Here is a 16,108-nt window from a genome sequence, read left to right as displayed (position 1 = left end):
GGTTTTTCAAAGCCTTCCCGCATGTACCCTAAATTAACCAAACCAGCAGCAGTATCCGTCCTTTTGCCATATAACGGCACTCCCATCAGGTTAAGGAAGCAGTGTTGACGATGACCGGCCAGCAACCCCCTCATTTAGAAACCTTTGCGCCAACTCCCACACAAGCGCTCAGTGTGACGCAACTTAACCATCAAATCCGTTTTTTACTGGAAACCCATTACGGAAGTATTGCCGTTGAAGGCGAAATATCAAATCTGGCCAGACCAACATCAGGGCATATTTACTTCACATTAAAGGATAGCAAAGCACAGATTAGAGTAGCCTGGTTTAAATCTTCTGTAGGTCGATATATTCCAAAACATGGAGACTCTGTCATCGTTTCCGGCCGACTGAGCTTGTACGAACCCAGAGGAGACTATCAGATGATCGCCTCATCCGTCCGACCCGCGGGTGAAGGTGCACTGCAACAGGCGTTCTTAGCACTGAAGGAAAAACTGGAACTGGAAGGATTGTTTGACCCCGGTAGAAAACAGCCACTCCCATCCAGAATCACCCGGATAGGTGTCATTACCTCTTCTACCGGAGCAGCCATACAGGACATTCTCACCGTACTTAAACGTCGCTTCCCTGCGACCGAAATACTGGTATACCCAGTGGCCGTACAAGGTGAAAACGCAGCACCACAGATCTGTCAGGCTATCGCTGTGGCTAATAAGCATCCTGTTACTGACGTCCTGATTGTCGGTCGTGGTGGCGGTTCTTTGGAAGATCTATGGCCTTTCAATGAAGAAAGTGTCGCCAGAGCAATCGCAGCAAGCCAGATACCGGTTGTTAGCGCAGTCGGTCATGAAATAGACTTCACCATCGCAGACTTTGTAGCGGATGTCAGAGCACCTACCCCTTCTGCTGCTGCAGAACTACTGAGTCCGGATCAGCAGGAATACATACAAACATTGGATCAGTATGAGTCAATGCTGTGGCGAACAATGGGCAAAATTCTGCAGCAAAAGTCCATGATTATTGAACATCTTCGCAAACGGCTGCGTCATCCTGGTCAGCTACTGACAGAACAAAGCCGACGCCTGGATAACCTGCAGGAAAAACTGGTCAGAGCGATCCGACAATCACTTTATCAATCAAATCAGATGCTGGTTTTACAACATCAGCGCCTCATGAGTCATACCCCTGACCAAACTCTAAGTCAGTTAAAGAAAGAACTGAATCGTACACATGGCTCTATGCAGCAAGCGATACACACGATAATACAGAAACGGTCTGAAGCACTCAGAGCCAACGCAAGAGAGCTCAATGCTGTCAGCCCACTAGCCACTCTGGAGCGAGGCTACAGCATAACGTTGTCCCAGCAACAGAATGCCATTACCTCACACTCTCAAATCGAAGTCGGCGATGTCATCGAAACCCGGCTCCATCAGGGGCGACTACTGTCAAAAGTAGAAAAAAAACTGGATTCCTGAATCTGTTAAGAAGACTCTGAAAAATAGGTGTAGTTTTGGCACCTCTTGGAGAATGGCAGTTTACTGGCGTAAATGAGGATTTGAGAGAGTGCTGCCTTCGAATAAGGGACTAACAACCCTCTTCGCAAAACAGGCCATTCTTCAGGGGCTCCCCCTAGCTACGGTAAGGTTCGAATTCGGACTTGAGCCACTTATAAAACACAGTTACCGAAGGTTGACCCCGTGACCGTTTAGGCAAAACAAAATAATACTGGCTCTTCAGTTTAAGACTGACTCCGAACAACTTAACCAATTCTCCAGATCTCAGCTCATCGGCTACCAGCACTCTACGCACCAATGCCACACCCCGCCCGGCCAAAGCCATACGAATGACCTGACCAGAGTCACTGATCATCAGTTTTTGCTGCACAGGTATATCATCCTGTCCGGTTGCCTTGACCCATGCTGGCCAATTCTGTTTATTACGAGCGTTATCATAGATCAGTAATTGTCGCCGCAAATCAGAAAATACCGGAGGCTGAGAGAAGTCTTTCACCCTGGCAGGACTGCATACCAGAAACACCTCTTCATCGCATAAAGGTTTGGCGATCAAATCAGGATAGTCCCCCGACCCTAGACGTATACCGGCATCCAGACCTGTGTCGGAGAAATCTACCAGCGCTTCGCTCATGGAGAGACGAACCTCGATCTCTGGATGTAACTCCTGAAACTTATGCAATCTGGGAATTAACCATGCGCTGCCTATAGACGGCAATACTGACAGAGTAACCTGATTACTTTTCTGATGAATAACCATGGCCCCTTCTTCAATATGACTAAAACCCTTGCGTAAATGACTGGCCAATTCAAGACATAATTCCGTTGGTTTCAGCTGCCTGGGATGACGATCAAACAATGAACCATATTCATTCTCCAGCACTCGAATCTGCTGGCTGACGGCGGACTGGCTGACATTCAAATATTCGGCTGCCGCAGAGAAACTCTTCATTCGCACGACAACATCCAGCACCCAAAAGCCTTTCAAAAAATGTGGCCACCGATCACTCATAAGTTTTCCTAATAGATCTTTAAGAAAATAGCATTGTTCATACGGTAATTGTTTTTCTATTTTAACCACAAATAGACATAGGAATAAAAAATGGAAAACACATATAAATGCGCAACAAGACACTCCTCACCGCTTAATGAAAAGTTTAGCCTATTAGAAAAACTAAAAAAAATCGGAAAAAGAGTCGTGCGCTGGAACAAAAACTACCGACAACGCAAGCAACTTATGGAAATACCTGATTTTCTACTGAAGGATATGGGGATTACCAAAACGGATCTGTATCGGGAAATCCAGAAACCGTTTTGGAAAGATTAGTCAGCCTTTGTTTCGACCAGTATTACGTTCAATACGACGACCGCGCGCGCCTTGTTTGTCTTTGCGCGTGGTATTGCGGTTATTTTTAAACTTCGGCTGAACATATGGGTTTTCACCGGATTTGAACTCAAAACGTATCGGCGTACCACGAACATCCAGAACTTTTTTAAATGTATTCTCAAGATAACGCTTGTAGCTGCCCGGTAACTTATCAACCTGATTACCATGTACCACAATAATCGGAGGATTAGAGCCACCCTGGTGAGCATAGCGCAACTTAATACGACGACCATTAATCATTGGAGGCTGATGTTGCTCAATAGCACCTTCAAGAATTGTGGTCAGGCGATTGGTTTGCCACTTCGCATATGCTGAGTCATAAGCAACCTGAACAGATTCGTACAGATGCCCCACATTAGTTCCGTGCATTGCAGAAATAAAATGAAAATCAGCCCAATCGAACAGAAATTCCATTCGCCACTCCAGATCATGCTTAACCTTATCGCGGCTATCGGGGTGCATACCATCCCATTTATTAATTGCAATCACCAAAGACCGACCTGCGTTCAGCACAAAGCTCAACATGTGCAGATCCTGCTCAACAACACTGTCACGGGCATCAAGCACAAGGATCACGACATTGGCATCCTGAATCGCCTGAAGCGTTTTGATAATTGAGAATTTCTCTACAGCGGCTTCGACATTTTTACGGCGGCGAACACCGGCCGTATCAATCAAGGTATATTTCTGGTCGTTCCGTTCATATGGAATGTAAATAGAGTCCATCGTGGTGCCAGGGTGGTCATATACCACGACTCTATCTTCGCCCAACATACGATTAACCAAGGTGGACTTACCCACATTCGGTCGCCCAACAACCGCAATACGAATACCGAGATCATTTTCTTCGGCATCCACTTCAAAATCAGGCTCAGGGAACGAGTCCAGAACTTCTTCAATCAGACTCCGCACACCACGATTATGCGAAGCCGCGATGGGATAGGGCTCTACTGACATCCCGAGTTCAAAAAAATCCGCTACAGCGACACTTTCATCCCGACCATCGGTTTTATTGACTACGAGCCAAGCCGGTTTGTTTTTAGCACGCAGGGTCTGTGCAATCATATGATCTGCAGCCGTTACACCTTCTGCGGCATCGACCAGGAAGAGAACAGCATCCGCTTCATCAATCGCAGCATAAGACTGGCCGGCCATCTCAGCATCAAGTCCTTCTTCGAACCCGCTGATGCCACCAGTATCAACCACAATATACGGGCGATGACCTACCTTGCCATCACCGTACTTACGATCCCGAGTCAATCCGGAAAAGTCAGCGACCAGCGCATCTTTGGTTTTGGTCAGGCGGTTAAATAACGTGGATTTCCCTACGTTAGGACGGCCCACCAGGGCAATTACAGGGGTCATTTAGTGTTGGATATCCTGAGTTAGAAATGCTTTCAATCGATCACTGCTACCCTGCACCAAGAGGTATTCACCATCCACGACGGGTGTAGACCGGACACCAAGAAAGTCTACCTGATAACGACCAATGAGGCTGCCATCATTAAAATCAAGCAGATGTAGATACCCTTTCGCATCAACAACTGCCAGATAACCGTTCCACTCAACGGGATTACCCAGAGTGCGATACTTAAAGGCTTCCTGGCGCCAGACCTCTTCATGAGTTTTTGGATTTACTGCCACAATCACATCATCTTTCAACACCAGATACAGCAATCCATTGGCAGCAACAACACCTCGGTCACTGGCCTCGGTAAACGATTCAAGTTTACGCCCGGAAGCGAGATCCACAACGACAGTCGAGCCATTTGCCGCAGAAGCAACGACTGCATTGTCAACAAACAACAGGCGACCATCTACATCACTGATACGATCCAAATCACTACGCCCATTGGCTTCAGCGACAACATACTCCCACAGTTGCTCACCAGTTCTGGGATTAAATCCCACCAACTTTCCACTATCAAAGCCAACAATCAGCTGGTCACCATGAACCTCCGGCCGACCATTACCAATCACAGTTAAACGTGGAGAAGCACTGTCAAACTGCCATAACTGAGAGCCTGTGCTACGATCAAGTGCAACCAGCTTTCCATCCTGTACGGACGCAAAGACCCGATTTTCTGCTACCACTGGCTGTGTAAGCAATCTTGAAGACAAATGCACTCTCCATTGCTCACTAAACAACCTGTCTACAGCAACCAAATCACCATTGGAGGTTCCGAAAAACAACCAATTGCCATCAGTTCCGAGTCCACCGGATACTTCTTCGCCCACATCTCCCGCCAGCTTTAGCCTACCTGTCTTGAGGTCAACCACTTGGAATGCACCAGTTGAAGCAACGCCATATACCAACCCATCAATTACGACAGGCTCCAACTGCTGATATGCGCTCTTGGTTTCCTTATCAGACAAATAGCGAAACCAAACATTATGTATATCAACCTTTGGCTGAAACGAGTCATCCAGAGGGGTTGGCTTAATACTGTTGCCGGAGCAGGAAGTAATAACTATGGCCAGGATTAATGCAGAAAATATCCGGAACAAACTCATTATTCAGTTACCGCCAGGTCATTTAATTTCATTTCCAGCACAGGGCGATTCAATTGCTTTTCCTTAGCATCATTATATGCCAGTTGAAAAGCTGTTCGGGCATCATCTACTTTTCCCATTGCCAGATATATATCGCCTCGAAGCTCCTCAAAATTGGCAACCTGAGCACCAGCATCAACAGCTATGGTTTTTAGAGCTTCATCCGTTTTTCCCTGGGTCAGTTGAATGCGGGCAATCCGTAACCTCAGCGTTTTACCTAAAGCATCATCCTTGTTATGCTCCAACGCCCATTGCAACTCAGTCAGCGCTGCATCAAGATCCTGCGCTTCAACATCAAACTTAGCACCATACATTGCTGCAAATACGGCATAAGTGGACTTGTCATAGTCGCTTTTCAACTGCTCGATCAATTTTTCAGCGTCGCCTTTCTGTTCAGCCGACAAGGTCTGATTTTCAATATTCATATCAACCAGTTTCTGATAAACATCAGACGCTTGCTCTTTCGTGCTCTGAACACCATGCTGGTAATAATTGATACCAAAATATCCAGCGATAAACACGATAATCGCAACAATCAGGGTATTCCCATACTGATGCCACCATTTTTTTAACGCTTCTATTTGTTCTTCATCGGTATCGTACACTCATTCACTCCTTCAACTAGTATTATTGAGGTAATTTTTGTTTCAGTTGAACCGCCAGTTCAGAGAACCCAACCTGTATCTGTTCACCTGTTGTGCGTAAATCTTTGATCGCAACCTGCTGGCGGGCAAGTTCGTCGGCTCCAATGATCAATGCAACATAAGCGCCGCTCTTATCCGCCTTTTTCATCTGACTCTTAAAGCTGCCACCACCGCAATTCATTTGCATTTTCAATCCAGGAAATTCATCTCTGAGCTGCTCGCTAAGACGCTGGGCAAACAACTCCTCCTGCTCACCCACAGCCATAAAATATACATCTACATTGTGACCCACATCCGACGGAAACAACTCCAGCGTCTCCAACAACAACACAATGCGGTCAAGTCCCATAGCAAATCCAACCGCGGGAGTCGGTTTTCCACCCAATTGCTCCACCAGCCCGTCGTATCGACCTCCGGCACAAATAGTACCCTGAGCTCCAAGCTTGTCAGTTGTCCATTCAAAAACAGTTTTACCATAATAATCCAGACCACGAACCAGTCTCGGATTTAACACATAACGAATACCCGCATTATCAAGCCGCTGTTTCAACTGCTCAAAATGAACCCGACTTTCATCATCCAAAAACTCATCAAACTTCGGAGCTTCATCTAAAAGCTCCTGCGTTTTCTTGTTTTTGGAATCCAGTATCCTCAATGGGTTGGAATACAAACGGCGCTGACTGTCTTCATCGAGACGATCTTTATAGGATTCCAGGTAATCAACCAGCGCTTTACGATACTTAGCTCGACCTTCGCTACTCCCCAAAGTGTTTAACTCCAGAGTAACATGATCAAAAAAGCCAAGCTGCTTCCAGAGTCTTGCGGACAATAAAATCACCTCAGCGTCTATGTCCGGACCAGTCATACCAAAAGTTTCAATACCAAGCTGATAAAACTGACGGTTCCGTCCTTTTTGCGGTTTTTCATACCGAAACATCGGCCCGAAATACCAAAGCCGCTGAGTTTGGTTATGCAGCAATCCATGCTGTAAAGCCGCTCTCACACAACCTGCTGTACCCTCAGGGCGCAACGTCAGGCTTTCATCATTACGATCAAGAAAGGTATACATTTCTTTTTCGACAATATCGGTGACTTCTCCAATACTGCGTTTAAATAATGAAGTCTGTTCAACAATTGGCAGGCGAAGTTCACTGTAGCCATATGCATCGGTGACTTGTCTAATCTTGGACTCAAGATACTGCCATCGAGATGAATCTCCCGGTAATAAGTCATACATTCCACGAATGGATTGAATTTGAGACACGTTTTTTTCCTTAGAAATTTAAGCTTTGGTAATGAGGTCCTGCTGCTGCTTGTTCTTCTCAGCAACTTTCGATCTGATCAGTCTTTCCAACTCATCTACCAAGTTATTATTAGTAACTTTGTGATTGGGCTTACCATCGATATAGACCAAGTTATTGGGATCTCCACCAGTCAAGCCGATAGTCGTTTCCTTAGCCTCACCCGGACCATTCACTACACACCCAATAACTGAAACATCCAAAGGCGTCAGAATATCCTCTGTCCGGGTTTCCAATTCATTCATGACCTTGATGACATCAAAATTTTGTCTTGAGCATGACGGACAGGCAATAAAGTTAATACCTTTATTACGGAGTTTCAGACTTTTTAAAATATCGAACCCGACTTTGATCTCTTCGACTGGATCAGCAGCCAGAGAAACCCGAAGGGTATCACCAATCCCCTGCCTTAATAACATTCCCAGACCAACAGCGGATTTTACAGTTCCGGATCTTAACCCACCGGCCTCAGTAATGCCCAAATGCAATGGCTGCTCTATTTGATCTGCGATCAATTGATAGGCCTCTACGGCCAGAAAAACATCCGAAGCTTTAAGACTTAGCTTAAAATCATGGAAATTCAGCCGATCAAGGATATCGATATGTCTTAACGCCGATTCCACCAACGCTTCCGCCGTTGGTTCTCCATATTTCTTTTGCAGATCTTTCTCAAGAGAACCGGCATTTACACCAATACGTATAGAAATCCCTTTATCACGCGCGGCAGCCACCACTGAACGAACACGTTCTTCACTGCCTATGTTACCCGGATTTATCCGAAGACAATCCACTCCCAACTCCGCTACTCTAAGCGCAATCTTGTGATCAAAGTGAATATCTGCAACAAGTGGCACTTCAACACGTGATTTGATTACTCCAAACGCTTCAGCGGCATCCATAGAAGGAACAGAAATCCGTACGATGTCTGCTCCTGCTCGCTCAAGACTACGCACCTGTGCGACAGTGGCATCCACATCACAGGTTTCCGTATTGGTCATGCTCTGCACAGAAATAGGCGCATCACCACCCACAGGAACATTACCCACCATAATTTGACGACTTTTACGCCGGGTAATCGGATTCGGCTTATTTTTATTCATATGACAGATCTACTGCTTTTTCCACATTCTATAAGCTTGGTACTCACGACTATCTGGAAACAACTGCTCCAACTGCAACGAGTAACTGGCTTCCGCATTAGTATCCTTGTTGACATTGGCAAGCTGTATACCAAGCCAGAGAGTCGCAGATGTCTGCTTAGCTAAATTTATCTTCACAAGCCCAACGAAACCGTTATAGGCCTCATATGCTTTCACAAAATCTTTTTCTGATGCATAAACATTAGCCAGATTAATTCGCGGGGATACAAACTGCTGGTTCAAAACAATGGATTTTTTGAAATTCTGAATGGCTTCCTGGGCATTACCGACACGCAAATTCGTGATGCCAAGAATATCGAATGCCTGTGGCCGTTTTACATATAAGGTGTCGTCGGCCACAACCTCCATCTGCCTGATGGACTCTTTAAAACGCTGTTCATTGTACAACCAAGTGGCATATTGGAAACGGGATTCTTGGGTAGTGTCATATCTGATAGCTTTATTAAAATTTTTCTCTGCCAGCTCAGGTTCATGCTCCTGTCCATAGACCACAGCCAAGCCCATATATGCCCCAGCTGACTTCGAATTAATATCCAGAGCTTTGCCGAAAGACACTTTGGCTTGCTGAAAGCTGTTTTGTTGGGCTTGACGATAACCAATTTCCACATAGGCACTTTCAGCCTTGGATAGATCTTTTTCTTTGGTCAAATCACTCGTTGTCGTTGTCACACAAGAGGTCATCAACAATACAATCAGGCCCGCAAATAGCTTCATCATGGTCATTCTCATGTTTTTTACCGTGTGTGAGCCCGCTCTGCAGCAGAAACACCTAATTGTACAGCATCTATAAATCGCTGATTTCGCTTGGTTAAATCCTGCACCCGACCAACCAACTGGCCACAGGCTGCATCAATATCATCTCCGCGGGTTTTTCGGACCGTGACATTATAACCGGCCTGCTGAAGGGTTTCTCGGAAACGATGAATCCTATTATTACTCGGCCGACGATAGCCCGAATTTGGAAAAGGATTAAAGGGTATCAGGTTGATTTTACAGGGTATTTGCCTTAACACCTGAACCAGTTCCTGGGCATGCTGAAGCTCATCATTAATACCATCAATCAGGGTATACTCAATGGTTGCCACGCGCTTATCAGCCAACTGATCCAAATACGCTTTACATGCCTGCAAGGTCTTCTCGATACCGTACTTTCGGTTAATCGGTACAAGCTGGTTCCGCAACTCATCATTTGGCGCATGCAGAGACAAAGCCAAACACGCATCGGTAACGCCATGCATCTGCTCTATCGCCGGTACAACTCCAGATGTACTCAAGGTAACCCTACGTTTGGAGAGACCATAGGCATTATCCTCCATCATCAAATTCATAGCGGCAATCACATTATCGAAGTTTAACAGAGGCTCACCCATACCCATCATGACAACATTCGTCACTCTGCGCTCCCGCTTCTGTCCCGGCTGATCAAAAGATTTTACTGCCAACCAGACCTGACCGATAATTTCCACCGCCGTCAGATCGCGGTTAAAACCCTGTTTTCCTGTTGAACAAAATGAACAATCGAGAGAACAACCGATTTGTGAGCTGACACATAGCGTGCCGCGCCCCTCTTCCGGAATAAAAACGGTCTCTACACTACTGCCACCCGGCATTTTCATAATCCACTTTCGGGTACCATCCTTGGAATCCTTCTGATAAGTCACTTCAGGAGCATTGATCACAGCAATCCCTGCTAGCTTGTCCCGTAGGGATCTGGAGATATCTGTCATTTCTTCAATAGATGAGACACCACGCTGGTGAATCCACTTAACCACCTGGACAGCGCGATACTTCTTCTCCCCCATTTGCACGAAAAAATCTTCCAATTGGGAGACAGTCATCCCCATTAGATTAACTCTTTCGTCACCAGACAATGACATCCGCAAACCCTCTATTTTAAGCAACAAAGGGAGCCAAAGCTCCCCGTAACATCATATTCAGCAAAGATAACAATAATTAACCGCCATAAACCTCACTGGCAGCAAAGAAATACGCAATTTCTCTGGCAGCCGATTCGGGTGAATCAGATCCGTGCACTGCATTAGCATCAATAGATTCAGCGAAATCGCGACGGATTGTCCCTTCTGCAGCGTCTTTCGGGTTGGTTGCCCCCATCAGCTCGCGATTCTTGGCAATGGCACCCTCACCTTCCAACACCTGTACCATCACTGGTCCGGAGGTCATAAACTCAACCAGAGCATCAAAGAAAGGACGACCTTTATGTTCGGCATAAAAACCCTCAGCGTCTGCCCGGCTCAATAGCTTCATTTTAGCAGCTACCACTTTCAAACCATTACTTTCAAACCGGCTATAAATTTTGCCAATTACATTTTTGCCTACTGCATCAGGTTTCACAATCGACAAAGTTTGCTCTAACGCCATTATTGTTCTCCATCCAATATAGGTACGCGCCTCAGAATCGTGCGCTAAAAATTCGGCCGGCAATTATACGTGGGTAAGTTGACAATAGCTACGAGCAATAAAGGCTTCATAAGGATCTGACAATCAACACCTGACCAGATGGTTAGCAAGCTTCTGTCGAGCCATTAAAACAACCCTGCTCTAACCGCCCTTAACCCTTAGATCAGCAGCTTCCAGGGACCACTTTCATCACTCAAATAATACCTTTCATTTATAAATCAATGATTTAAAAGTTACCCAAAAAATATTTAATAAAAATGCGTTGACTTAGCACTGCGGCGGCGTATAGTGACTCACAGCCGTAGAATATGGCTATTGTTATGTAAAGCATTACGAAGTCCCTCTGTTAGTACTCGTCCTGTGTTTCATAAGTAATATCTATATTTCACGCCTAAAGAACTAAGAATTTAATGAAAATACAGGATCAAGACTATGTCTGAAACCATTACAGGCCAGGTAAAATTCTTCAACGAGTCCAAAGGCTTTGGATTTATTCAACAGGATAATGGCCCGGATGTGTTCGTTCACTTCAGCGCTATCCAAGGCACTGGCTTTAAAACTCTGAAAGAAGGTCAAAAAGTACAATTTACTGTTGGCCAAGGTCAAAAGGGACCTCAAGCTGAAAATGTGGTAGCTCTGTAAGCAGACGCCTGAAACGTTTTTCTGTTAAGGCTGATCAGCTTTTGCTGATCAGCCTTTTGTATTTCCCTTCATCAAGCTCAATTTGATTTAACGTTTGAGCTTTATCCCCCTTTTTTTTAATATTGCCTGATTCTGACATTCGGAATATGAAAACTGGGAAATTCAGTGAAATTCTGATACGGCCCCATAACAGTAAAGGCAAGGTCATACGAAGAGCTTTCGAGCAAATTCCCGACCAACGCAGCCCAAGCCTGAAAACAATCACTTCATATTCTGGTTGCTAATTTGTTGCGGAGGGCAACAAGGCAAATAGCGCACTGACATTTCCTCCATGCTTCCTATTTATGCCAGCCAATACCCTTCAAGAAGATTATCTCCATCACCATCTTTTGACTGACCGAAGATATTGATTACTCTTGAAAACAGGAAAACCCATGATCAAAGCATTTCATCTTATACCCTTGATGCTGCTTGCAACCCATACACTCGCCACATCAGATGTTGTCGTGACCGCCACACGCACCCAATCCAGCAAAACTGACTCCTTGAGTGCAACGACAGTCATCACAGCCAAAGACATTCAGGAAAGCGGGGCTGCCGACCTTACAGAGCTATTAAAACAAACTCCCGGAGTAATTGCTTCCAGCAGCGGCAGCCGAGGCTCAAACACATCCATTTTTCTTAGAGGAATGCCGGCAAATAAAATAACCGTTCTGATTGACGGCGTTCCAGCCGGAAGCGCAACCCTTGGAAGCATGGCTCTTAATCACATTCCACTCGCAGCTATTGAAAGAATTGAAATTGTCAGAGGTCCGGTTTCCAGCTTGTATGGCGCCAATGCGATGGCCGGTGTTATTCAGGTATTCACAAACAAAAGCTTCAATAACGACAAGACATATAGCGGAAGCATTGGAACCACTATCGGCAACTATGACACCATAGAACTACGACTTGGCTCTCAATATCACTCCAACCGCATTAATATTTCAGGCAACATTTCCGGCACTCATACTGCAGGTTACAACTCAACTACTCAGAGGACCGGTACCAACAGTGATCGGGATGGCTACAATGAATTTCTGGCCTCTCTCGCTTCATCCGCAACAGTCAACAGCAAAACCAAAATCAATCTGACTTTCTTTCACACTCAAAACACAGTTGAATTCGACAGCCGAGACTACTATACCGGCACCGATATCGCCGGAGGGAGTTATAGCGAAAATACCATTCAAAACGGTAGCGGCGAAATTATCTTTAAACTCAATGACGCTGTAGAGTTTAATTCAAAGATTGGATTCTATTCTGAAGAGACAGACACGACCTCAACCACCGACAGCCTCATTATCACAGATCGCCTTTATGGTCATTTTAAATCCGATGTAGAAATTGACGACAACAACACATTAACTTCTGGCATAGATATTACTAATGAGGATGTCAGCAGAAGCAGTACCGACTACCAGGTTCAAGAGCAAGGAAACATTGGCTTTTTTTCGCAAATCCAGTCAAACCTGGGACAATTTGATGCCATCGCCAGCATGCGCTATGACGATAATGAAGCATACGGGGATTTTACAACAGGCTCTATCGCTATCGGTTTTGGCGATATAGAGCAAGCAAAACTCACTCTTTCCTACGGTACCGCTTTCAGAGCACCGACCGTAAATGAACTGTACTGGCCCGATTCAGATCCGTACTACCATGGCAACCCCGATCTAAACCCAGAAAAGTCACAAAACTACGAATTAACCCTTAAAGGACAAACTGAATTAATTGACTGGAGCTACACCGTTTTTCACACCGAAATTACGGATATGATTGAGACTGCCTACAATAGCAACACAGGCATCAGTCTCCCAAAGAATATAGACAAAGCAGAAATAAACGGCATGGAAACGGTTCTCGGAGCTTATCTTTACGGTTTTGATGTCAGCCTTACTTCAACCGCACTACAAGCTATCGACACCAAAACAGACAAACACGTTAACGGCACTGCCGATATCACAGAGTATCTTAGTATTAGCAGGTCTTTTGCTACCATAACGGTTAAATCCGACTTTTTATACGATTCAGGAAGATATGTCGACAACGATAATTCAACACTGGGTTCATACCTGATCGTTGGCATGGAACTGAATTATCACCCTAAAGAATCGATTAATATTGGCTTTAGAGTAAATAATGTTACAGACAAAGAGTATTTTACCAATCGTTCCGGTACTGCATTTCTGTATCGTAACCCTGGAAGAAACTACAAGCTAAGTCTGGACTATTCCTTCTAGCCACTTCGTTTGCATATGAGATATTCGCCACTGTGGTTTTTTCTAACAATTTCAGTAGTTCTCCACACTGTGGCGTTTATCCTCACATCTTCTCTACAAATTCAAAACCAGCAAACCACGGGAGATATAATCCACCCCATTGAAATAAACCTAAACATTCAAAAACCCGGCACGGTCGAACCAAAAGCTGAAAACCCGCCCCCCACTCCAATTAAAGATTCTTCAACAGGTCCCGCCCTTCAACCCAGAAACCCACCTCACACTATAACTACACACGCTAAAGCTACCACCGAGATCCTCAAGCCTGAACCTTCCCCCCAAAAAATAGCCCCTTCCCCTGAACCAATCCAAGACTCAGCTCCCTCAAAACCTGCTTCCCGGCGCGGCAACATCTCGCATCCAGCCCTAAATAAACCAACTCCTGTAAAAACGGAAACAGCCATGAACAGCAAACAAGAAATTGCACTGAAACAGTGGTTGGCCGGACAGATCAATCAATATAAACACTATCCAGACAGAGCCATTAAAAAGGGAATAGAGGAAAAAATCTTCGTCAACGTTCAAGTCAAAGCCAATGGCTTGGTAGAAACGTTTGATTTTATGACCCCCCCAGTTTCTGTCATATTGAAAAATGAAACAAAGAGAGTACTGAGGAAAGTACAAAAAGGCAGCCAATACTGCTGCCTTGATACGGATATGCAAGTCACACTGACAATTGAATTCCAATTACAGTAAAAAGCACTGCATAAAACAGCACCTTTTGAAGCCACTTAACGAAATACTTTTTCTGCCATGAAGTTCTGAACCTCCTGCAGATTATTCTCCAATATAAACAATCGCTCTTCACGCCGAAATAGGTCACTCATATGAACAGGCAATTCTGGAGCCACCCGTAAACCAGCCCGCTCAATGGCGTCCGAAAACTTCACTGGATGAGCAGTTCCCAAAGTCACCATGGGCACAGTAAATGTCCGACGAACTTCTCTGGCAGCCTTAACACCTATAGCTGTATGCGGGTCCAACAGATAACCGGTCTCCTGATATACCTGCTTGATCGTTTGACAAGTCAAATCATCATCTACAGCAAAGCTGTCAAAGATATCTCTGGCCCTAGCCATACGATCCGTCTCAATAGACACATCCTCTTGGCTCATTTTCTCCATTAGGGCCTTTAAGCTAGGTCCATCCCGATCATACAAATCAAAGAGTAAACGCTCAAAGTTAGAAGAAACAACAATATCCATCGAAGGAGACAGCGTATGCGACAATGGCTCTTTTTTATAAAGGTTCTGACTCATAAAACGATGAAGAATATCGTTCTGGTTGGTTGCTATGACCAATTGTTCAATTGGCAAACCCATTTGCCGAGCAAGGTATCCGGCAAAAATGTCTCCAAAATTACCAGTTGGCACAGAAAAGGCCACTTTTCTATCTGGCCCACCAAGGTTCAAAGACGCATAAAAATAGTAAACAATCTGAGCCATGATCCGGGCCCAGTTGATTGAATTTACAGCTACCAGTCGACGCTCACCTTTCAAAAAGGATTGATCACCAAAACTCTGCTTAACCATTTGTTGGCAGTCATCAAAATTACCCTCGATTGCAATATTAAAAATATTGTCACTGATGACTGTCGACATTTGCCGGCGTTGAACTTCTGACACCCGGTTATGAGGATGCAATATAAAGATATCCACATTCTGGCAGCGCTTACAACCTTCAATAGCTGCTGAGCCCGTGTCGCCCGATGTCGCTCCCATGATGACCACCCTTTCACCACGCTTCTCCAGAACGTAATCGAGCAGGCGACCAAACAGCTGCAATGCAAAGTCTTTAAAAGCCAGGGTCGGCCCCTGAAATAACTCCAGTACATATTCGTTATGGTCAAGCTGCGCCAAAGGAGCCACAGCAGTATGAGCAAACCCCTGATAAGTTTCTTGTAACATAACCTTCAGCACATCATCCGGAATAGCTCCTGCGACGAAGGGCTGCACAATCTTAAAAGCCAGCTCATGATAAGGAAGTTCCCGCCAGCTTCTAATTTCATGCAATGGATAATGGGGCAGTTGCTTGGGAACGTACAACCCACCGTCACTGGCCAAACCTGTCAGCAGAACATCCTCAAAACCCAATTCCGGAGCATTACCACGAGTACTGATATATTTCACAATCTGGTCTCTAAGCTGTTAAATAATTCTATTTTTTGTTGA

General features: G+C 45.1%; 15 protein-coding genes. 5 read left to right on the top strand and 10 right to left on the bottom strand.

Annotated elements, in window-relative coordinates; translation table 11 throughout:
* The first annotated feature begins 110 nt into the window (after positions 1-110).
* Positions 111-1,475 (top strand): exodeoxyribonuclease VII large subunit, encoded by a 1,365-nt coding sequence (gene xseA, locus ACQY6I_RS01915; protein WP_428239978.1) that lies wholly within the window; start codon positions 111-113, stop codon positions 1,473-1,475.
* Between the two features lie 154 nt (positions 1,476-1,629).
* Here xseA and ACQY6I_RS01910 read toward each other — a convergent pair whose 3' ends face one another.
* A complete protein-coding gene (locus ACQY6I_RS01910) occupies positions 1,630-2,523 on the bottom strand; it encodes a LysR substrate-binding domain-containing protein (RefSeq protein WP_428239780.1) in 894 nt (297 codons plus the stop codon).
* Positions 2,524-2,709: 186 nt separating this feature from the next.
* Here ACQY6I_RS01910 and ACQY6I_RS01905 point away from each other — a divergent pair, with 186 nt between their 5' ends.
* Complete coding sequence (locus ACQY6I_RS01905) at positions 2,710-2,838, top strand: DUF1127 domain-containing protein (protein ID WP_428239779.1); 129 nt, start codon at positions 2,710-2,712, stop codon at positions 2,836-2,838.
* On the opposite strand, the gene der is transcribed toward ACQY6I_RS01905, so the two are convergent.
* The 8 genes from der to ndk form a co-directional block, all read right to left on the bottom strand.
* Positions 2,839-4,263, bottom strand: coding sequence for a ribosome biogenesis GTPase Der (gene der / locus ACQY6I_RS01900; RefSeq protein WP_428239778.1), 1,425 nt, complete (start codon positions 4,261-4,263; stop codon positions 2,839-2,841). It abuts the gene before it with no gap.
* Entirely contained in the window at positions 4,264-5,412 is a 1,149-nt protein-coding gene (bamB, locus tag ACQY6I_RS01895) for an outer membrane protein assembly factor BamB (protein WP_428239777.1), read from the bottom strand. It lies immediately after the preceding gene.
* Positions 5,412-6,056 carry a YfgM family protein gene (locus tag ACQY6I_RS01890; protein ID WP_428239776.1) on the bottom strand — a complete coding sequence of 215 codons (645 nt, stop codon included), beginning with the start codon at positions 6,054-6,056 and terminating at the stop codon, positions 5,412-5,414. Before ACQY6I_RS01890 ends, bamB begins: the two co-directional genes overlap by 1 nt.
* Positions 6,057-6,078: 22 nt before the next feature.
* On the bottom strand, positions 6,079-7,359 hold the full coding sequence (hisS, locus tag ACQY6I_RS01885) for a histidine--tRNA ligase (RefSeq protein WP_428239775.1): 1,281 nt from the start codon (positions 7,357-7,359) through the stop codon (positions 6,079-6,081).
* Between the two features lie 18 nt (positions 7,360-7,377).
* Positions 7,378-8,496: a flavodoxin-dependent (E)-4-hydroxy-3-methylbut-2-enyl-diphosphate synthase gene (ispG, locus tag ACQY6I_RS01880; protein ID WP_428239774.1), complete on the bottom strand. Its 1,119-nt coding sequence runs from the start codon at positions 8,494-8,496 to the stop codon at positions 7,378-7,380.
* Between the two features lie 9 nt (positions 8,497-8,505).
* Positions 8,506-9,273 carry a hypothetical protein gene (locus tag ACQY6I_RS01875; protein WP_428239773.1) on the bottom strand — a complete coding sequence of 256 codons (768 nt, stop codon included), beginning with the start codon at positions 9,271-9,273 and terminating at the stop codon, positions 8,506-8,508.
* A gap of 17 nt (positions 9,274-9,290) precedes the next feature.
* Complete coding sequence (gene rlmN, locus ACQY6I_RS01870; RefSeq protein ID WP_428239772.1) at positions 9,291-10,433, bottom strand: 23S rRNA (adenine(2503)-C(2))-methyltransferase RlmN; 1,143 nt, start codon at positions 10,431-10,433, stop codon at positions 9,291-9,293.
* Positions 10,434-10,509: 76 nt separating this feature from the next.
* On the bottom strand, positions 10,510-10,935 hold the full coding sequence (gene ndk, locus ACQY6I_RS01865) for a nucleoside-diphosphate kinase (protein WP_428239771.1): 426 nt from the start codon (positions 10,933-10,935) through the stop codon (positions 10,510-10,512).
* A gap of 471 nt (positions 10,936-11,406) precedes the next feature.
* Between ndk and ACQY6I_RS01860 the strand changes: the two genes are divergently transcribed.
* From ACQY6I_RS01860 to ACQY6I_RS01850, 3 genes are all read left to right on the top strand, one after another.
* A complete protein-coding gene (locus ACQY6I_RS01860; RefSeq protein ID WP_044617005.1) occupies positions 11,407-11,616 on the top strand; it encodes a cold-shock protein in 210 nt (69 codons plus the stop codon).
* Positions 11,617-12,050: 434 nt separating this feature from the next.
* On the top strand, positions 12,051-13,898 hold the full coding sequence (locus tag ACQY6I_RS01855; protein WP_428239770.1) for a TonB-dependent receptor domain-containing protein: 1,848 nt from the start codon (positions 12,051-12,053) through the stop codon (positions 13,896-13,898).
* Positions 13,899-13,967: 69 nt separating this feature from the next.
* Positions 13,968-14,633: a hypothetical protein gene (locus ACQY6I_RS01850; RefSeq protein WP_428239769.1), complete on the top strand. Its 666-nt coding sequence runs from the start codon at positions 13,968-13,970 to the stop codon at positions 14,631-14,633.
* A 35-nt stretch (positions 14,634-14,668) separates the two neighbouring features.
* On the opposite strand, the gene thrC is transcribed toward ACQY6I_RS01850, so the two are convergent.
* A complete protein-coding gene (thrC, locus tag ACQY6I_RS01845; protein WP_428239768.1) occupies positions 14,669-16,066 on the bottom strand; it encodes a threonine synthase in 1,398 nt (465 codons plus the stop codon).
* Between the last annotated feature and the right edge of the window lie 42 nt (positions 16,067-16,108).

The sequence above is a fragment of the Gynuella sp. genome (assembly GCF_050297175.1).
Classification (GTDB): domain Bacteria; phylum Pseudomonadota; class Gammaproteobacteria; order Pseudomonadales; family Natronospirillaceae; genus Gynuella.
The sequence above is the reverse complement of the archived record's forward strand: the minus strand, read 5'-3'. Positions and strand labels throughout refer to the sequence as shown.